This is a genomic window from Afipia birgiae 34632 (assembly GCF_000308295.2).
In the GTDB taxonomy this organism is placed as follows: domain Bacteria; phylum Pseudomonadota; class Alphaproteobacteria; order Rhizobiales; family Xanthobacteraceae; genus Afipia; species Afipia birgiae.
On record NZ_HG326653.1, the window covers coordinates 409,280 to 426,821 of the forward strand.

General features: G+C 62.3%; 18 protein-coding genes. 11 read left to right on the forward strand and 7 right to left on the reverse strand.

The features are described 5' to 3' along the window. Positions 1 to 80: 80 nt before the first annotated feature. The 3 genes from zapE to BN32_RS15865 all read right to left on the reverse strand — a co-directional run bounded on the left by zapE (position 81) and on the right by BN32_RS15865 (position 2,675). Positions 81 to 1,262, reverse strand: coding sequence for a cell division protein ZapE (gene zapE, locus BN32_RS15855; RefSeq protein WP_019199372.1), 1,182 nt, complete (start codon positions 1,260 to 1,262; stop codon positions 81 to 83). A 61-nt stretch (positions 1,263 to 1,323) separates the two neighbouring features. After that, positions 1,324 to 1,860 carry an RNA 2',3'-cyclic phosphodiesterase gene (thpR, locus tag BN32_RS15860; protein WP_019199371.1) on the reverse strand — a complete coding sequence of 179 codons (537 nt, stop codon included), beginning with the start codon at positions 1,858 to 1,860 and terminating at the stop codon, positions 1,324 to 1,326. A gap of 107 nt (positions 1,861 to 1,967) precedes the next feature. Then, the gene (locus BN32_RS15865; protein ID WP_019199370.1) at positions 1,968 to 2,675 is read right to left on the reverse strand and encodes an arylesterase; all 708 of its coding nucleotides are present in this window, start codon (positions 2,673 to 2,675) and stop codon (positions 1,968 to 1,970) included. Here BN32_RS15865 and BN32_RS15870 point away from each other — a divergent pair. From BN32_RS15870 to BN32_RS15885, 4 genes are all read left to right on the forward strand, one after another. Continuing rightward, positions 2,674 to 3,420: an ABC transporter ATP-binding protein gene (locus BN32_RS15870; RefSeq protein WP_019199369.1), complete on the forward strand. Its 747-nt coding sequence runs from the start codon at positions 2,674 to 2,676 to the stop codon at positions 3,418 to 3,420. The genes BN32_RS15865 and BN32_RS15870 overlap by 2 nt on opposite strands. Next, positions 3,417 to 5,993, forward strand: a complete 2,577-nt coding sequence (locus BN32_RS15875; RefSeq protein WP_019199368.1) for an ABC transporter permease — start codon at positions 3,417 to 3,419, stop codon at positions 5,991 to 5,993. The genes BN32_RS15870 and BN32_RS15875 overlap by 4 nt, the downstream gene beginning before the upstream one ends. A 206-nt stretch (positions 5,994 to 6,199) precedes the next feature. Then, positions 6,200 to 6,991, forward strand: a complete 792-nt coding sequence (locus tag BN32_RS15880) for a Bax inhibitor-1/YccA family protein (RefSeq protein WP_019199367.1) — start codon at positions 6,200 to 6,202, stop codon at positions 6,989 to 6,991. Between the two features lie 90 nt (positions 6,992 to 7,081). Further along, on the forward strand, positions 7,082 to 7,612 hold the full coding sequence (locus BN32_RS15885; RefSeq protein WP_040426597.1) for a GNAT family N-acetyltransferase: 531 nt from the start codon (positions 7,082 to 7,084) through the stop codon (positions 7,610 to 7,612). A 34-nt stretch (positions 7,613 to 7,646) separates the two neighbouring features. Here BN32_RS15885 and BN32_RS15890 read toward each other — a convergent pair whose 3' ends face one another. The 3 genes from BN32_RS15890 to acnA all read right to left on the reverse strand — a co-directional run bounded on the left by BN32_RS15890 (position 7,647) and on the right by acnA (position 12,194). Then, on the reverse strand, positions 7,647 to 8,015 hold the full coding sequence (locus BN32_RS15890; RefSeq protein ID WP_019199365.1) for a DUF2794 domain-containing protein: 369 nt from the start codon (positions 8,013 to 8,015) through the stop codon (positions 7,647 to 7,649). A 415-nt stretch (positions 8,016 to 8,430) separates the two neighbouring features. Then, positions 8,431 to 9,204 carry a DUF1223 domain-containing protein gene (locus tag BN32_RS15900; protein WP_019199363.1) on the reverse strand — a complete coding sequence of 258 codons (774 nt, stop codon included), beginning with the start codon at positions 9,202 to 9,204 and terminating at the stop codon, positions 8,431 to 8,433. A gap of 272 nt (positions 9,205 to 9,476) precedes the next feature. Then, positions 9,477 to 12,194: an aconitate hydratase AcnA gene (gene acnA / locus BN32_RS15905; protein WP_019199362.1), complete on the reverse strand. Its 2,718-nt coding sequence runs from the start codon at positions 12,192 to 12,194 to the stop codon at positions 9,477 to 9,479. 239 nt (positions 12,195 to 12,433) lie between these two features. Between acnA and ccmA the strand changes: the two genes are divergently transcribed. From ccmA to BN32_RS15940, 7 genes are all read left to right on the forward strand, one after another. Then, entirely contained in the window at positions 12,434 to 13,036 is a 603-nt protein-coding gene (gene ccmA / locus BN32_RS15910) for a heme ABC exporter ATP-binding protein CcmA (protein WP_019199361.1), read from the forward strand. After that, positions 13,033 to 13,701 (forward strand): heme exporter protein CcmB, encoded by a 669-nt coding sequence (ccmB, locus tag BN32_RS15915; RefSeq protein ID WP_019199360.1) that lies wholly within the window; start codon positions 13,033 to 13,035, stop codon positions 13,699 to 13,701. Before ccmA ends, ccmB begins: the two co-directional genes overlap by 4 nt. Positions 13,702 to 13,795: 94 nt before the next feature. Continuing rightward, the gene (locus BN32_RS15920; protein ID WP_019199359.1) at positions 13,796 to 14,527 is read left to right on the forward strand and encodes a heme ABC transporter permease; all 732 of its coding nucleotides are present in this window, start codon (positions 13,796 to 13,798) and stop codon (positions 14,525 to 14,527) included. Positions 14,528 to 14,532: 5 nt separating this feature from the next. After that, positions 14,533 to 14,724 (forward strand): heme exporter protein CcmD, encoded by a 192-nt coding sequence (ccmD, locus tag BN32_RS15925; protein WP_040426806.1) that lies wholly within the window; start codon positions 14,533 to 14,535, stop codon positions 14,722 to 14,724. Further along, positions 14,721 to 15,311, forward strand: coding sequence for a DsbE family thiol:disulfide interchange protein (locus BN32_RS15930; RefSeq protein ID WP_019199357.1), 591 nt, complete (start codon positions 14,721 to 14,723; stop codon positions 15,309 to 15,311). The genes ccmD and BN32_RS15930 overlap by 4 nt, the downstream gene beginning before the upstream one ends. A gap of 29 nt (positions 15,312 to 15,340) precedes the next feature. After that, on the forward strand, positions 15,341 to 16,342 hold the full coding sequence (locus BN32_RS15935; protein ID WP_019199356.1) for an MBL fold metallo-hydrolase: 1,002 nt from the start codon (positions 15,341 to 15,343) through the stop codon (positions 16,340 to 16,342). Positions 16,343 to 16,489: 147 nt separating this feature from the next. Then, complete coding sequence (locus tag BN32_RS15940) at positions 16,490 to 16,867, forward strand: ComEA family DNA-binding protein (protein WP_019199355.1); 378 nt, start codon at positions 16,490 to 16,492, stop codon at positions 16,865 to 16,867. Between the two features lie 61 nt (positions 16,868 to 16,928). Here the strand turns inward: BN32_RS15940 and BN32_RS15945 are convergent, their stop codons facing one another. Further along, complete coding sequence (locus tag BN32_RS15945) at positions 16,929 to 17,540, reverse strand: septation protein A (protein WP_019199354.1); 612 nt, start codon at positions 17,538 to 17,540, stop codon at positions 16,929 to 16,931. Positions 17,541 to 17,542 lie beyond the last annotated feature (2 nt).

Here is a 17,542-nt window from a genome sequence, read left to right on the forward strand (position 1 = left end):
TGCCTGCCGCAGCGGCACCGCTGGATGTTTTCATATCGGGCTTTCGCGGGGTCCGGACACGAAACATAAAGCGAACTCGGTCAGGTCTCGACCAGACCTGTGGTCGAACCACTCGCGGACGAGTCGCTGCGGCCGTGGGGTAGCGCCAGATAGGATTCCGAGCCCATCTCGATCAGCCGCGAAGAGGTACGCTTGAATTCGTTGGCCTCAACCCCTTCGGTCGCGCTGTAAAGCGACAGCGGGTCGGTCTGTGCCGAAGCCATCAGCTTCACCGCATTGTCGTAAAGCGCGTCGATCAGGGTAATGAAACGTTTGGCGTAGTTGCGGTGCTCGTATTTCATCGCCGGTATCCGGTCGATGATCAGCGTGTGGTAATCATGCGCGAGCCGCAAATAGTCTGACGCGCCGAGCGGCTTCTCGCACAAATCCGCAAACGAAAAGCGCGCGACGCCATGCGCCGAATGCGGAACGTGAAGTGCGCGTCCCTTGACCGTGATGTCGCGCGGGCGGTCAGTGGCGCCGCCGGTGAGCTTGGTCCAGGCTTTGTCGAGCGCGGCATCCGCCGACGCATCGGCCGGGACCAGCCACATCTTGATGCCTGCGAGTTTTTCCATCCGGAAGTCGGTGCGCGCGTCCAGCCGCAGCACCTCCATCCGCTCCTTGAGCTGCACGATAAATGGCAGGAACAGCGCGCGATTGAGGCCACCCTTGTAGAGATCGTCAGGCGCGACATTCGAGGTTGCAACGACCACCGTTCCCAGTTCGAACAGCCTGCCAAACAGGCGCCCGAGGATCATCGCGTCGGCGATGTCGGTGACGTGGAATTCGTCGAAGCACAACAGCCACGCTTCCTCGAAGATCGACGCCGCCGTCAGTCGCACGGGATCGGTGTCGGCGATTTCCTGGCGGGCAATCTTCTGCCTAAAGCCGTGAATCCGCTCGTGAACGTCAGCCATGAATTCGTGGAAGTGCGCGCGGCGCTTATGCGCGACGGCGCTCTCGCTGAAGAACAGATCCATCAGCATCGTCTTGCCGCGACCGACCTCGCCATGGATGTAGAGGCCGCGCAGCGGCGCCGCGTCCTTGTCGGCGAACAGGCGTTGCAGCAATCCGCCCCGGCCGGGCCGGTATCCTGCCAGCCGCGCCTCCAGCGCCGTGAAGGCCTCGACGGCCCGGGCCTGGGCCGGATCGGCCTCAATGGTGCCCGCGGCGACGAGAGCCTGATAGTGCCGACGGAAGAAGGCGGGAGTGGGAGCGTTCATGGCTCGCTACCCGCCAGAACGACGCGGAAATTGCAAGACTACAAAGGTGACGGACGACTCTCTATGCGCTCAGCGCATAGGCGTCTTCAACCACATAAGGTCCGCCGCCGACCGAAGCGCGTGACGAGAACAGCACGAACCGGGAAGCCATGAAGCTGCGGGTCGGGAAATAGCCCCGCACCGACAGATAGTCCGCCACATCCCGATTTGATGCATCCCGCAGCCGCGCCAGCGTCACGTGGGGGATGAATTTGCGGCCCTCGGGGTCGAAACCAAACCGCTGCATCAGGCGCTCAAGCTCCGCCTGCAATTCCATTAGCGGGCGGCTTGGTACAACCGATGCCACGACAGCGCGCGGTTTCTTGCCGCCGAAGCTGGACAGACCCTGCAGGGCGACTTCAAACGGTTTGCGATTGATCCGCTCCAGTGTCGAGGCGATCTCGTTGGCTGCCGGGCCGTCGATATCGCCGATGAAGCGCAATGTGACGTGATAATTTTCGGGGTCGATCCAGCGGGCGCCCGGCAGGCCCCCGCGCAAGTTCGAGAGCGTCTGGCCGATGTCCGGGGGAATTTCCAGCCCGGTAAACAAGCGCGGCATCACGAATCTCCTCGATGCAAAAGAGGATCACGAATCACCTGAGGTCTTTTTTACCGCAGCACGATGACAGTGCGAAGCGGCCATCTTACGACCGGCGCCAAATCCCCTCAGGGCTTGCTTAACTGCAACGCACGATCCTTCAGAAACGCCTCTACCGTGGGCAGAATCCGCTCGACCACGACATCGACTCCTGCAGCCGTCGGATGCAGTCCGTCCGGTTGGGTCAACTTCGCCTCGGTGGCCACGCCATCAAGAAAGAACGGATAAAGCGGAACTTTATGGCTTTTGGCGAGGTCGGGATAAATGCTGTTGAATTTCGCCGTGTAGTCCGATCCGTAGTTCGGCGGCGCATACATCCCGCACAATAAAATAGCGATGTTGCGTGCTTTCAGCTTGTTGAGAATTTCGTCGAGCGCGCCGCGCGCGACCTTCGGATCGACTCCACGCAGCGCATCGTTGGCACCGAGTTCGACGATGACGGCTTCGGTGCCGGGCGGGATCGACCAGTCGAGCCGCGCCAGACCGCCAGTCGTGGTATCGCCGGAGACGCCCGCGTTATGAATATCGGTCGCGATCCCCTTGTCGCTCAGGGCCTTCTGCAACCGCACCGGAAACGCCGCCGAGACCGGCAAGCCGTAACCTGCAGTCAGAGAATCGCCCAGAACCGCGAGTTTGATCGGCTTCACTTCTTTGACATCGGGTGTTTGAGCCAAGGCCGGCCCTGACATCGCCATCATTGCCCCCGCTGCTGCGACGATGAACGCCCTCAAGAGCCTCTCGACCGCGCGGCCGAAACCCCCATATGAAAGATCCATGGACAGTCTCATTGCACCCTCGTCGCGCGCCGGCCTCGAACCGGACACCATTTCCATTTCGAACGTCAATCTTTCGCTGGGCAGCGGAGCAGCACGCGTTCACATCCTCAAGGATGTCAGCCTGCGCGTCGCGCCCGGTGAAGCCGTCGGCCTGATCGGTCCGTCAGGGTCGGGCAAATCCACACTGTTGATGGTGATGGCGGGGCTTGAACGTCCTGACAGCGGAGAGGTGGTGGTCAACGGCGCCGCGTTCAATGCCCTCGATGAGGACGCCCTCGCGCGGTTCCGTGGCCGCCATGTCGGTATCGTGTTCCAGTCGTTTCATCTGATCCCGACCATGACAGCACTTGAGAACGTCGCGGTTCCGCTAGAACTGGCGGGACGCACCGATGCGACCGCGCGCGCCGCGCAAGAACTTGCCGGCGTCGGACTCGGCGAACGGCTGCATCACTATCCGTCGCAGCTCTCGGGCGGCGAACAGCAGCGCGTCGCACTGGCGCGCGCGATGGCGCCCGATCCCGCCATTCTCGTGGCCGACGAACCGACCGGAAATCTCGACGAGACCACCGGCAAGCAGATCGTCGATCTGCTGTTCGCCAAGCACCTTGAGCGCGGCATGACTCTCGTGCTGGTTACTCACGATGCCGCGCTGGCGCAGCGCTGCGATCGAGTGGTGCGGTTGCGGTCGGGCCGGATCGACGGACCAGCGACCGACCGGCACTGGGTTGAGACGGCATCCCGATGAGCACGATCGCGGATACTGCACCGCGCGGCAGCACACTGTCGCTTGCGATCCGCTTTGCATTGCGCGAGTTGCGCGGCGGTCTGCGTGGCTTTTATGTCTTCATCGCCTGTATCGCACTCGGCGTCATGGCGATCGCTGGCGTCGGCTCGGTGGCCGGAAGCCTCAGCGCAGGACTTGACCATCAGGGGCGCACGCTGCTTGGCGGTGATGCGTCCTTCGCACTGATCCAGCGGGAAGCCTCAAAAGAGGAGCGCGGCTTTCTCGATGCTCATGGCAAGGTCTCGGCTACCGCGATCATGCGCGGCATGGCGCGCTCTCCTAGCGGAGAGTTCGCGCTGGTCGATCTGAAAGCCGTCGACGGCAATTATCCGATGCTCGGCGCAGTGTCGCTTGAGCCAAAAATGCCAGTCCCGGATTTATTGATCCAGCGCGATGGCGCGTTCGGCGCGGGTGCCGACGCGGTGTTGCTGGCGCGTCTCGGCCTCAAAGCCGGAGATCGCGTGACTGTGGGCAATGCGACATTCGAGATCCGCAGCACCGTCGAAGCCGAGCCTGACAAGCTTGCGGGCGGCGTCGGTCTCGGACCACGCTTGCTGGTCAGCGAAGCTGCGCTGCGCGCGACCGGCTTGCTGCAGCCCGGCACACTGGTGCGCTGGATCTATCGCCTGCAGTTACCGGACGCCGCCTCAGGAGATGAACGCGCCACGCAGTCCGTTATCGAAGCCGCACAGCAGGCGCTCCCTGAAGCCGGATGGGAAGTCCGCACCCGCGGGAACGCGTCGCCACAACTCGAACGCAACATTACGCGCTTCACGCAATTTCTCTCGCTGGTCGGGCTTGCGGCGCTGCTGGTCGGCGGTGTCGGCGTTGCCAATGCGATCAAGAGCCATCTTGATGAGCGCCGCGACGTGATCGCGACCTTCAAGGCGCTCGGCGCAACCGGCCGCGAGGTGTTCACGATTTACCTCACACAGGTCATGGCGCTGGCGATTCTCGGATCATTGATCGGCCTCGCGATTGGCGCGGCATTGCCCTTCATCATTGTCGGCCTGTTCGGAAAAGTCCTGCCGCTTCCCGTCGAGGCGACATTCCACGCCGGCGAACTGGCACTGTCGTTCGTCTACGGTCTGCTGACAGCGCTGGCGTTCGGACTGTGGCCGCTTGGCCGCGTCCACGACGTGCCCGTGGCGGCCTTGTTCCGTGAAGGCGTGACGTCCGAATTCCACTGGCCGCGCCGCCGCTATCTCGTCCTGATGGCGTCGGTGATCGCACTGCTGGTCGCGGTCGCAGTCGGACTCGCCTATGACAAACGCGTGGCCGCCGTGTTCGTGGCCTCGTCGGTCGGCGTGTTCGCCGTGCTGCGCGGTGTCGCCTCGATGCTGATGGCCCTGGCAAGAAGCCTGCCCCGCGCGCGTTTCACCATGCTGCGATTGGCTATCGCCAACATCCACCGGCCCGGCGCGCTGACACCGTCGGTCGTGATGTCGCTTGGCCTCGGTCTCGCGGTGCTGGTGACCATCACGCAGATCGACGGCAACCTGCGGCGACAGTTCATGGCCGCGCTGCCCGAGCACGCGCCGTCGTTCTATTTCATCGATATCCCGGCGGCCGAGGCTCCGCGATTCAGCGAATTCCTGAAGCAGGCCGCTCCGGCAGCCAACGTGGAAACCGTGCCCATGCTGCGCGGACGCATCGTCGCCGCGAAGGGCATCCGGGCCGAAGACCTCAAGCCTTCGACGGATTCCGCGTGGGTGCTGCAGAGCGACCGCGGCCTGACCTATACCGGCGAAGTTCCGCGCGGTTCGACAGTCGTCGACGGCACCTGGTGGGACGCCGGCTACAGCGGGCCCCCGCTGGTGTCACTGGAGAAGAAAATCGCCGACGGTCTCGGCGTGAAGGTCGGCGACGACATCACCGTAAACGTGCTGGGCCGCGACATCACCGCGAAGATCAGCAATCTGCGCACGGTGGATTGGCAGAGCCTCGGCATCAATTTCGTCCTGGTATACTCGCCGAAGGCCTTCGCCGGCGCCCCTCATACCGATATCGCGACACTCACCGAAGCCGGTTCTTCGAATGCTGCAAGCGACGCCAAGCTCATCAAGGACGTCGCCGCCGCCTTCCCGATGGTGACCAGCGTACGGGTGCGCGAGGCGCTCGATTCGATCGGAAAGGTCGTGACCAACCTCGTGCTGGCGATCCGGGGCGCCAGTTCGGTGACCCTGATCTCGGCCATTCTGGTGCTGGGCGGCGCGCTGGCTGCGGGGCATCGGCACCGGGTCTATGATGCGGTGATTCTCAAAACCCTCGGCGCGACCCGGGCGCGGCTGCTCGGCGCCTATGCGCTGGAGTATCTGCTAATCGGGTTGGCCACGGCCGTGTTCGGGGTGGCGGCTGGATCAATTGCCGCTTGGCAGATCGTGACCCGGCTCATGACGCTGGGCTTCGTCTGGCAGGCCGGCAGCGCCGCCCTCGTGGTCCTGGCCGCGCTCACCGTGACGGTCGGGCTGGGGCTGGCCGGAACATTACTCGCACTTAACCAAAAACCGGCTAACGTGCTCCGTAACTTATGACAATTTGTAGCAGCAAATGACGGGTTTTGCGACAAACAGCCGCGCGCCCATGCTTGCGTCGAGTGTGTTAGTTTCCCACATACCGAGCGGGTTCAGAATCTGACTTGATGCCGTCCCGAGATGGCTCCACAGTCGGTTTTTGGGAAAAGCTTATAGCTGGCGGCGCAGACCCTTCGCTTTCGCCAGTCAACCACGGGGTTTCGACTATGTCGGACTTGGACCGCAACTATACGTCTCCTTTCGGCCGGGCCGCCGGGCGTGCGGACGCCGCGACCGTCGATGCCGGTCTGCGCTCGTACATGCTCAAGGTCTACAACTACATGGCGATCGGCCTGGCCATCACCGGCCTTGCGGCGCTTGGCGTCTACATGGGCGCTGTAACGCCTGACGCCTCCGCCGCCGCAGGGCGGATCGGCAAGCAGTACCTGACGTCGTTCGGCGTCGCGATGTTCGTAAGCCCGCTGAAGTGGGTCTTCATCCTCGCGCCGCTGGTGATGGTGTTCGCCATCTCGTTCGGCATCAATCGCCTGAAGCCGGCGACCGCCCAGTTGCTGTTCTGGGTTTTCGCGGCGCTGATGGGCATCTCGCTGTCGTCGATCTTCCTAGTCTACACCCACACCTCCATCGTGCGAGTGTTCTTCATCACGGCTGCCTCGTTCGGTGCGCTGAGCCTTTACGGCTACACCACCAAGCGTGACCTGACCGGGATGGGATCGTTCCTGATGATGGGCCTGTTCGGCATCATCCTCGCGAGCCTGGTGAACCTGTTCATTGCTAGCACGATGCTGCAGTTCATCGTCTCGGTGATCGGCGTTCTGGTGTTCGCTGGCCTCACCGCCTGGGATACCCAGCGTCTGAAGAACGATTACATCTACGGCTACGCCAGCCAGGGTGGCGACGTGGCAGAGCGTGCGGCGATTACCGGCGCACTCTCGCTCTACCTGAACTTCATCAACCTGTTCACGCTGCTGCTGCAGCTGCTTGGACAACGAGACTGAGACTGATCGTGGCTGATCGGTGAACTCTCGAAAGCCCCGGCCAAAAGCCGGGGCTTTTGTTTTGCGGGCGGTAATCTAGACTGCACCCTTATGCCAGACCCCATGATCCGTTCCGCAACGCGCGCGGATGTTCCCGCCATCACCGACATCTATGCCGAGGCCGTCAAGCACGGCACCGCAACCTTCGAACTGACACCGCCGGACACCGCGGAAATGACGCGGCGCTTCGATGAATTGTCCCGCGGCGGCTTCCCTTATCTCGTGGCAATTTGCGACGGCAGCATCGCCGGCTACGCCTATGCAGCGCTCTATCGCGCGCGCCCGGCGTATCGCTTCACGGTGGAGAACTCGGTGTATCTGGCGCCCGCCAACCACCGGCAGGGCATCGGTCTGGCGCTGCTGACCGAATTGGTTGTCCAGTGCGAAGCGCGCGGCTTTCGCCAGATGATTGCTGTGATCGGCGACTCCGCCAATGCCGCCTCGGTGGGCGTTCACACCCGCGCGGGCTTCGAGATGACCGGCACGATGAAAAATGTCGGATTCAAATTCGGGCGCTGGCTCGACACGGTGCTGATGCAGCGCCCACTTGGCGATGGCGGCACGACGCTCCCCAAGGGCTGAACAAACTTGCCGCCTGTCGAGTGCGATCCGCGCCCTAAACCAGCGCGAGCTTGCGGTCGATCACCAGCAGCACGCGCTCAAGGTCATGGCCGCGACGCAGGATCTGTCCGCTGGCGGCAATCACGCTGTAGGCACCCTGCTTGCGGGTAAGACGCGGATCTTTCTCGATCCGGTAGATCGGGACTTCCGAGGCGCGGCGGAAGATCGAAAACACCGCGCGGTCTTTCAGAAAATCGATGGCGTAATCGCGCCACTCGCCGTCGGCGACCATGCGCCCGTACAGGTTGAGAATGCGATTGAGTTCGACACGGTTGAACGTAACGCTTTGGGGCGGGAGCGACCCGGTGCTGCGCTCCAGCCCCCGGCTCTCGCTTGGATCGATATCGCCCGACACTGAACTCATCGGCGCCTCCTGTCACATACCGAACATGATCGCCCCGTCCGGCGACGCCTGCAAGCATGATTTCAGGAACTTACGCCGTCCCATCGAAGCGCAGAGCATCACGTGGAAGTCAGGTAAATCATAATGCCGCCCGATTTCGGTCAATCCCCCGCCGTGCTGGGCTGCGACCAAGATGAAACTGCGTTGACCCGGTCCTTTCGGCACCGGATTCCTCAGCCCCCAGCCCCCCGGGGTCGTCAGGATCGGGTCTAATTCTTCGCAGTAAATTAGATCCCCATCCTTCGGGCCAGCGCGAGCTGGCCTTTTTGTTTGGGGCGGGTTTTGCTTGAATCAGCAAGGTTCGCGCAGGCGGCAGATACGCAATCGCGTATCGCCCACCTTGCAGCGGCGTTACCTTGATTCAAGTTTGGGGAATTCAGTTCAGCGAGGTAAAGGCTGCACCCAGCATCGGACCGGGCTTGTCGCGATTGCCGTCCTGAATATAGACCGCCACCGCATCGACACCTTCACGCGTGATGTTTTCAAGCGGCACGGTCCAACTGCCGGCCTTGCCATTCCAGTCACCGACCTTCAGCACATTGCGCACCACGTTGTGATACGTGATCTGCTGCCCGCGATTCTCGCCGCGCGAGATGGTGATCGGAACCTGCTTCGACACCGCGCAGATCCAGATTTCACCGCTCCTGCCGCCGGCTTCCGCCACTGACACATTGATCTGGCTGCCCGATGTCGTCATCGTAATCGGCACCGACATCACACCGTCGTTCTTCTGGGTGCCCTTCGCGGCGTTCTCGATCGCGATGCGGTCGCTGCCGAGAACATCGGTCGTGCCGTTGACGATGACTTGCGGCGTGTAGACGCCGCGGTTGCCGCGCATATGCGAATAGGCCTTCTGTCGCGCGCTGAAACGCGAATCCGCCAGCGTGTCCTTCCAGCCGAGATAATCCCAGTAATCGATCGGCAGACTGAGCGCGATGACGGACTTGTCCTGCGCAAGTTCACCGAGAACCTTGTCTGCCGGCGGGCACGATGAGCAGCCCTGCGATGTGAACAGCTCGACCACCGCGCGCGGATCATCGGCATATGCCGGCGTGATCACGGTGACGATCGCGCAGATGCCAAGCGTACGCGACAGGCGCGACGCGAACGCGCCGACTGTCGTCGTTTTCGATTCTGGCGAATCAGACATCCCGTCTGTCCCTATCAGCAAGAAGGCGGCCCCTTGATAGGCCGCCCCCCGGGTGTTTCGCTACTCACTTCGCGGTGAGCCCGTTCACGGATGCGTTTTTAGTGGAGCGGATTTGACATTTGCTGCCCACCCGGCCGCAAGTTTGCATCGCGAATGTCAAATCCTGAACTCCACTCGAAGCCAATAATTGCGAGTGGTCCTTCGATTCTAACATTCGCGAGGCGACCTGCCAAAACGGGAGGCGAATGTTAGAATCGGACCACTCGCCCGCGTTATGCAGCCAGATTGCGCAGCACGTAGTGGAGAATACCGCCGTTTCGGTAGTATTCGAGCTCATCGAGCGTATCGATGCGGCAAAGCAACGAGACACGCTTCAGTGAACCGTCCGAGGACACGACCTCCGCCGTTAACTTTTGGCGCGGCTTCAGATCGCCCTGCAGCCCGCGAATCGTGACCTTCTCATCGCCCTTAAGGCCAATCGACTGCCAGGACTCGCCGTCTTCGAATGTCAGCGGCAGCACACCCATGCCGACGAGGTTGGAGCGGTGGATGCGCTCGAAGCTCTGCGTAATCACCGCACGCACGCCGAGCAGGCGCGTGCCCTTCGCAGCCCAGTCGCGCGACGAGCCGTTGCCGTATTCGGCGCCGGCGAACACCACGAGCGGCACCTGTTCGGCCTGATACTTCATCGCGGCGTCGTAGATCGACATCTGCTCGCCGTCCGGCCAGTGCTTGGTGAGGCCGCCCTCCGGAATGTTGCCGTCGGCGCCCTTCAGCATGTGGTTCTTGATGCGGATGTTCGCGAAAGTGCCGCGCATCATGACTTCGTGGTTACCACGCCGCGTGCCGTACTGATTGAAGTCGGCGGGCCGCACCTGATGCTCCGACAGATACTTTCCGGCTGGCGAGGTCAGCTTGATCGCACCGGCTGGTGAAATATGGTCGGTGGTGATCTTGTCGCCGAAGACCGCAAGAATGCGCGCGTCGAGCACATCGACGATCGGCTCCGGCTCCATCTTCATGCCCTCGAAGTACGGCGGGTTCTGCACGTAGGTCGAACTCATGTTCCAGGCGTAGGTGTCGCTGGTCACGGTCTTGATCTTGCGCCAGTTGGTGTCGCCCTTGAACACGTCTGCATACTTCTTCTTGAAGATCGTCGAGGTGACATACTTCTTGATCGTGGCGTTGATCTCTTTCGAGGTCGGCCAGATGTCCTTGAGATAAACCGGCTTGCCGTCGCGGCCGGTGCCGAGCGGCTCCGTGGCGAGGTTGATGTTGACGTTGCCGGCCAGCGCATAGGCAACCACCAGCGGCGGCGACGCGAGATAGTTCGCCTGCACGTCCGGCGAGACGCGGCCCTCGAAGTTGCGGTTGCCCGAGAGCACCGCCGCGCCGATGATACCGTTGTCGTTGATCGCCTTCGAAATCTCTTCCGGCAGCGGACCGGAGTTGCCGATGCAGGTGGTGCAACCGAAGCCGACGAGGTTGAAGCCGACCTTGTCGAGATCCTTCTGCAATCCGGAATTGGCAAGATACTCTGCGACCACCTGGCTGCCCGGCGCGAGCGAGGTCTTCACCCACGGCTTCGCGGTCAGGCCCTTGGCGGCAGCGTTGCGTGCCAGAAGGCCTGCACCGATCAGCACGTTCGGGTTCGAGGTGTTGGTGCACGACGTGATCGCTGCGATCACCACGTCCCCGTGGCCGAGATCAAAATTGCGTCCTTCGACCGCGTAGCGGTGACCGTCCAGTGCCTTCTTGTAATCCGACTCCATGGCAGCGGCGAAGCCGTCCGCGACCGCCGGCAGCGCCACGCGGCCCTCGGGGCGCTTCGGACCAGCCAGCGACGGGACGACGTCGCCGAGGTCGAGGGTCAGCAATTCGGTGAACACCGGATCGGGCGAAGCCGCGGTGCGGAACAGGCCCTGCGCCTTGGCGTATTTTTCCACCAGCGCGACGCGCGCGGACTTGCGGCCCGAGGTCTTGAGATAGTCGAGCGCCGACTTGTCGACCGGAAAGAAGCCGCAGGTCGCGCCATATTCTGGCGCCATGTTGGCAATGGTGGCCTTGTCGGCGACCGACATCGAATCGAGACCCGCGCCGAAGAATTCGACGAACTTGCCGACAACGCCCTGCTTGCGCAGCATCTGCGTGACGGTCAGCACAAGGTCGGTCGCGGTGACGCCTTCCTTGAGCTGACCCTTGAGCTTGAAGCCGACCACGTCCGGCAGCAGCATCGACAGCGGTTGACCGAGCATCGCTGCTTCAGCCTCAATGCCACCTACGCCCCAGCCCAGCACCGCAAGTCCGTTGACCATGGTGGTGTGCGAGTCGGTGCCGACCAGCGAATCCGGATAGGCGACTTCGAAGGTGCCCTTCTTCTTGCCGACGGTGAGCTTCTCTCTCTTGGTCCAAACCGTCTGCGCGAGATACTCGAGATTGACCTGATGGCAGATGCCGGTGCCGGGCGGCACCACGGAGAAATTGGTGAACGCCTTTTGGCCCCACTTCAGGAATTCGTAGCGCTCCTGATTCTGCTTGTACTCTTCGGCGACGTTCTTACCGAAGGCCTTGTTGTCACCGAAGAAGTTGACGATCACCGAGTGATCGATGACGAGATCGACCGGCACCAGCGGATTGATCTTTTCGGCGTCGCCGCCGAGGGCCTTCATCGCGTTACGCATGGCGGCGAGATCGACCACTGCCGGCACGCCGGTGAAATCCTGCATCAGCACGCGCGCGGGACGGAATGCGATTTCGTGTTCGAGGGTTTTCTTTCTCGCCCACTGCGAGAACGCAACGATGTCGGCCTTCTTGACCGTGCGATCGTCTTCGTTGCGCAGCATGTTCTCGAGCAGCACCTTCATCGAATAAGGCAGCTTCGAAATGCCCTTGAGGCCGTTCTTTTCAGCCGTGGGCAGGCTGTAATAAACGTAAGTCTTGGTGCCGACCTTGAGGGTTTTCTGGCATTTAAAGCTGTCGAGCGAGGGCATGTGAACGATCCCAGTTCAGAAGTTGAAGATACCCGGCAAAAGGTATCAAGGCACCGTCAAAAGCGAAGGAATCAGGGTTGAACCGTGCTGTTTCCGGCGGCTGATTGTGTGCTGCACCAAGTTCCGGTTTTATAGAATCTTTCCAGTCTGTCCACCACACCCGCTATGGATTGTCTCCCTGTCATGCACGTCACGGCTGGAACTACAGCGCCCCGCCACAGGCCATCGGTCAAGCCATCATGAGGCTTACGGCTCAGGGGCTGAAATGCGTCAGGGGCGGGCGCGATATCTTTTCCGGTCTCGATTTTGCGGTCCCCGCAGGTCAGGCGCTGGCTGTGACCGGCATCAACGGGGCGGGGAAGTCATCGCTGCTCCGGCTGATGGCAGGACTGCTTCCGGCCGCCGGTGGCGCGATCACACTTGAAGGCGGCGAAGCGGAACTCACGCTTGCGGAGCAGGCGCATTATCTCGGCCACCGCGACGCGCTGAAACCCTCCCTGACGGTGCTGGAAAACCTCGATTTCTGGCGCGAGTTCCTTGGCGGCGAAGCGATCGATGGACCCGCGAGCCTGAAGACCGTGGGCCTTGGCCACGCGGTCCACCTGCCCGCCGCGTTCCTCTCGGCCGGCCAGCGCCGCCGCCTGTCGATTGCGCGGCTGATTGCCGTCAATCGCCCGGTCTGGCTACTGGACGAGCCAACTTCGGCGCTCGACTCATCCGGACAGACGATGGTGGCCGCCTTAATGAGCGCGCATTTGCGCAGCGGCGGGATCATTCTCGCCGCGACCCATGGACCGCTCGGGGTTCCCGCACAGGAACTTCGGATCGGCGGTGATGCGTGACCTCACTTGCAGCACTTATCCGCCGCGACATCGTCGTCGCGCTGCGCGCCGGCGGCGGCGCGATGATCGGCGTCCTGTTTTTCGTCTCAGTCGTGGTGGTGATGCCATTCGCACTCGGCCCCGATTTGGCTTTGCTGAAGCGCATTGGCCCGGCGATCCTGTGGCTGGGTGCCATGCTGGCGAGCCTGCTGACGCTGGACCGCCTGTTCACCGCCGACCAGGAGGACGGATCGCTCGATCTGATCGTGATGAGCCGCACGCCGCTGGAATTGAGCTGCGCGGCGAAGGCGCTGGCCCATTGGCTGGCAGCCGGTGTGCCGCTGATCGTGGCGACGCCGCTGATCGGCATCCTCCTCAACCTCGATGCGACAGCCACATTCGCGGTTGCGCTGACGCTGCTGGTCGGCACACCGGCTCTCACATTCACCGGAATGATCGGAGCGGCCCTGGCGGTCACACTGCGGCGAGGCGGATTGCTGCTCGCGGTGGTGGTGCTGCCGCTGTCGATCCCCGTGCTGATTTTCGGTGTCGCCGCCTCGAACGCCGCCGTCGAAGGGGCGATGCCGTTCGGCACGCCGTTTTCGATCCTGTGCGCGTTGTCACTGGTCAGCCTGGTGGTCGGCCCGTTCGCGGCGGCCGCCAGTCTCCGGCATGGGCTCGACTGATGCGACATTGCGTCCGATCAACTTTCGCAGAAACGCGGCATCGTAAAGTCCACGCGCATTGCCTCCACCGCGTGCGGCGATTATCAGGACCATCATGAGCCTTATCGACCTCGCCAATCCAACCCGGTTCCTCGCGTTGACTGCGCGCGTGCTGCCGTGGCTTGCCGCCATCACAACAGTTCTACTCGCGATCGGCCTTTATCAGGCGGCGATGGCGCCCGACGATTACCAGCAGGGCGCGACCGTGAAGATCATGTTCATCCACGTTCCCAATGCGTGGTTGTCGATGTTCGTCTGGGGCATCATGAGCGTGGCGGCGCTCGGCACGCTGGTATGGCGGCATCCGCTGGCGGATGTCGCGGCAAAAGCAGCCGCACCGCTCGGCGCTGCGTTCACGTTTCTCGCCCTCGTCACCGGATCCCTTTGGGGCCGCCCGATGTGGGGCACTTATTGGGAATGGGATGCACGGCTGACGTCCGTGCTGATTCTGTTTCTGATGTATCTCGGCATCATGGCGCTGTGGCGCGCGGTGGAAGATCCATCCCGCGCAGCACGTGCAGCAGCCATCCTGACGCTGGTCGGCGCGATCAACATTCCGATCATCAAGTTTTCGGTCGACTGGTGGAATACGCTGCATCAGGGCGCGTCGGTCATTCGCGCCGGCGGCCCGAGCATGGATCGCGCATTTCTTGTTCCGCTGCTCATCATGGCGGTGGCTTTCTCGTTGCTGTTCCTGACGTTGCATCTCGCCGCGATGCGTAACGAGGTGCTGCGGCGGCGGGTCCGTACCTTGCAGATGATGCAAGCCAGCCGGCAGGCGGCGTGATCGCCATGCCGCTTCTCGCATCGCTCGGTCCCTACGCATCGTTCATCGTCACGTCGTATCTGCTTGTCGGCCTCGTGGTCGCGGCACTTATCGTGTGGGTCGGCCTCGACTTCCGCCGCCAGAAACAGATTTTGCGGGATCTCGAAGCCAGCGGCGTGACCCGGCGCTCGGCGCAACCTCCAGGTAAATCATCATGAGCGACAACGGCGCTACGCGCCCGCAACGCCGTTCATGGCTGGTGGCATTGCCACTGATCGCCTTTGCCGTGCTCGCCGGGCTGTTCTGGTTCCGGCTCGGCGCGGGCGATCCTGCGCGCATCCCTTCAGCCCTGATCGGCCGTCCCGCGCCGCAGACAAAATTGCCCCCGCTTGAAGGACTCGTCGCTGGCGGCACGCAGGTGCCGGGGCTCGACCCGGCGGCGTTCAAGGGCCAGGTCAGCATCGTCAACGTCTGGGCATCATGGTGCGTGCCGTGTCATGATGAAGCGCCGCTGCTGGTGCAACTCGCGCAGGACAAACGGATTCAACTGATCGGAATCAACTACAAGGACAGCCCGGACAATGCCCGGCGCTTCCTCGGCCGCTACGGCAATCCGTTCAGTGCAGTCGGTGTCGACGCCAACGGCCGGGCCTCGATCGAGTGGGGAGTCTACGGCGTGCCGGAAACATTCGTTATCGGCCGCGACGGGACGATCGCCTACAAACTGATCGGCCCGATCACGCCACAGAATATCGACGTCGTTCTGAAGGCCGAGATCGAGAAGGCGCTACGCGGCAAACCCTGAGACGGCGACGGCAGCATGTGGGAGGTCCCATGAAATATGTGATCCGGATTGCCGCCGTCCTGTTGCTGCTCATCGTTGCCGCCGCCGTCTATATTTATCACGGCCTGAGCAACCGGCCGGACATCGATGCCTTCAACACATTCAAGACCTTCTCCAAGACCAGCCGCGACCCGGGGCTGCGCGTAATGTTCCTCGGCGTCTCCACATTGCTACTCGACGACGGCGAGACCGCAATCCTGACCGACGGCTTCTTCACGCGGCCGAACTCGCGGCAGTTGCTTCTTGAGAAGACCGCGCCGGACAAAGCCCTCATCGAGACATCGCTGCAGCGCGCCGGCATTTCGCGGCTGGCCGCGGTCATCGTCAATCACTCCCATTACGACCATGTGATGGATTCGCCGGAAGTCGCCGCACGAACCGGTGCAGTTCTCGTCGGATCGGAATCGACCGCGAACGTCGGACGAGGCTGGGGCCTGCCGGACAGCCAGATCGCGGTGCGCCGCGCCGGCGACGTGATGACCTTCGGACGTTTTCGCATCACGCTGCTTCCCGGCCGCCATGTGCCGTCGCCCTTCACCGGAGGCGACATCGCCGAGCCATTGAAGCCGCCGGTGCGTGCCAACGCCTATCTCGAGGGTGGCAGTTTCATGGTCCTCGTCGAGCACGGCGACCGGCGCATGCTGATCAATGCCAGCGCCGGCTTCGTCACCGGGGCCCTGGACGGACGCAAGGCCGACGTGGTGTTTTTGGGCACCGGGCAACTCGGCAAGCACCCCGCCAGCTATATGGAAGATTACTGGCGGGAGACCGTGGAAAAACCGGGAGCGCGGCGCGTCATTCCGATTCACTGGGACGACTTCACCCGTCCGCTGGACCAGCCGCTGGTCCCCTTGCCGAACCTGCTGGATGACTTTGCCGCCTCGATGAAATTCCTCAACGAGCGGGGCCGAACCTCCGGCATCGACATCAAGCTGCCTGAAGCTTTTGTCGCCTTTGATCCTTTTGAAAAATTGCCTGCGGCCAGGAACTGACCGATGGCCTGGGGCGGCGGCCGCGCCCGCAAAGCGGCTCAGAAATAATTTGGCGCTTTTATCTGCCGTTCATTTTGCAGCCATGGCGCGGCCACGAATTCGAACATACGCTATGTGTGTTGCAATCACTGTCCTGGAGGGACACCCATGCGTTATTTGAAACTTGCTTCGTTGACTGCCGCGACCCTTGCCCTCGGCCTGCTCGCGTCGTCGCCGTCGTTCTCTCAGGCGACCCAGCCGGCAACCGGCGGCAAGATGGCGCCCCCGCCCGCTGCGGCAACGGCACCGAAGGCCGACTCGAAGATGGCGCCTGCGGCCAAGGCCGACACCAAGACCGAACTGCTCGACATCAACTCCGCGTCTGCCGATCAGCTCAAGGCGCTCAAGGGCATCGGCGACGCCTACTCGGCCGCGATCATCAAGGGTCGCCCCTACAAGGGCAAGGACGAGCTGGTGCAGAAGAAGATCGTGCCTGAAAAGACCTACGCCGAGATCAAGGACAAGATTATCGCGAAGCAGAAGTAACCTGCCCTTCGCGAGTTGATCCAACGCACCGGCAGCAATGCCGGTGCGTTTTCCTGTTTTGCTAGCGCTTGGTGATATCACCGCGCTCGATGTCGCTCGCTTCATCGGTCGCGGGTTCTATCTGATAGCGCTTGATTAGCGAGGCTTGTGCCATCGCAAAGATCGCCGTGATCGGGAGCACGCCGAACGCCTTGAACGACACCCAGAAATCCGTGCTCTGGGTGCGCCAGATGATTTCATTAAGCACCGCCATGCCCGCGAAGAAAAACATCCAGCGGATGGTCAGCAGCCGCCAGCCTTCCGGCGTCAGGTTGAACATCTGGTCGAACATGATGGCGATGAACGAACGCCCGAGCAGCAGACCAATGCCGAGCGCGGCTGCAAACAGCGCGTAGATGATCGTCGGCTTGAGCTTGATGAACATCTCGTCGTGAAAGAACAGTGTCAGCCCGCCGAACACCAGCACGATCACCGCCGTGACGATGGCCATCAGCGGCACATGCCGCGTCACCACGTAGGACGCGATAATCGCGGTCACGATCGCGACCATGAATGCGCCGGTGGCGACGAACAGCCCGAACTTCGCATTCGCCCCGAAGAAGATGATCAGCGGACCCAGTTCGGTGGCAAGCTTGAACAGCGGATGCGGCGCGGGTTTTTCCGAAGCGGCCATGC

Bases quoted from the DNA above. Each gene is read 5' to 3' on its own strand.
- zapE (WP_019199372.1), bottom strand. From the start codon at position 1,262: ATGAACGCTCCCACTCCCGCCTTCTTCCGTCGGCACTATCAGGCTCTC.
- thpR (WP_019199371.1), bottom strand. From the start codon at position 1,860: ATGCCGCGCTTGTTTACCGGGCTGGAAATTCCCCCGGACATCGGCCAG.
- BN32_RS15870 (WP_019199369.1), top strand. From the start codon at position 2,674: ATGGACAGTCTCATTGCACCCTCGTCGCGCGCCGGCCTCGAACCGGAC.
- BN32_RS15865 (WP_019199370.1), bottom strand. From the start codon at position 2,675: ATGGATCTTTCATATGGGGGTTTCGGCCGCGCGGTCGAGAGGCTCTTG.
- BN32_RS15875 (WP_019199368.1), top strand. From the start codon at position 3,417: ATGAGCACGATCGCGGATACTGCACCGCGCGGCAGCACACTGTCGCTT.
- BN32_RS15880 (WP_019199367.1), top strand. From the start codon at position 6,200: ATGTCGGACTTGGACCGCAACTATACGTCTCCTTTCGGCCGGGCCGCC.
- BN32_RS15885 (WP_040426597.1), top strand. From the start codon at position 7,082: ATGCCAGACCCCATGATCCGTTCCGCAACGCGCGCGGATGTTCCCGCC.
- BN32_RS15890 (WP_019199365.1), bottom strand. From the start codon at position 8,015: ATGAGTTCAGTGTCGGGCGATATCGATCCAAGCGAGAGCCGGGGGCTG.
- BN32_RS15900 (WP_019199363.1), bottom strand. From the start codon at position 9,204: ATGTCTGATTCGCCAGAATCGAAAACGACGACAGTCGGCGCGTTCGCG.
- acnA (WP_019199362.1), bottom strand. From the start codon at position 12,194: ATGCCCTCGCTCGACAGCTTTAAATGCCAGAAAACCCTCAAGGTCGGC.
- ccmA (WP_019199361.1), top strand. From the start codon at position 12,434: ATGAGGCTTACGGCTCAGGGGCTGAAATGCGTCAGGGGCGGGCGCGAT.
- BN32_RS15920 (WP_019199359.1), top strand. From the start codon at position 13,796: ATGAGCCTTATCGACCTCGCCAATCCAACCCGGTTCCTCGCGTTGACT.
- ccmD (WP_040426806.1), top strand. From the start codon at position 14,533: ATGCCGCTTCTCGCATCGCTCGGTCCCTACGCATCGTTCATCGTCACG.
- BN32_RS15930 (WP_019199357.1), top strand. From the start codon at position 14,721: ATGAGCGACAACGGCGCTACGCGCCCGCAACGCCGTTCATGGCTGGTG.
- BN32_RS15935 (WP_019199356.1), top strand. From the start codon at position 15,341: ATGAAATATGTGATCCGGATTGCCGCCGTCCTGTTGCTGCTCATCGTT.
- BN32_RS15940 (WP_019199355.1), top strand. From the start codon at position 16,490: ATGCGTTATTTGAAACTTGCTTCGTTGACTGCCGCGACCCTTGCCCTC.
- BN32_RS15945 (WP_019199354.1), bottom strand. From the start codon at position 17,540: ATGGCCGCTTCGGAAAAACCCGCGCCGCATCCGCTGTTCAAGCTTGCC.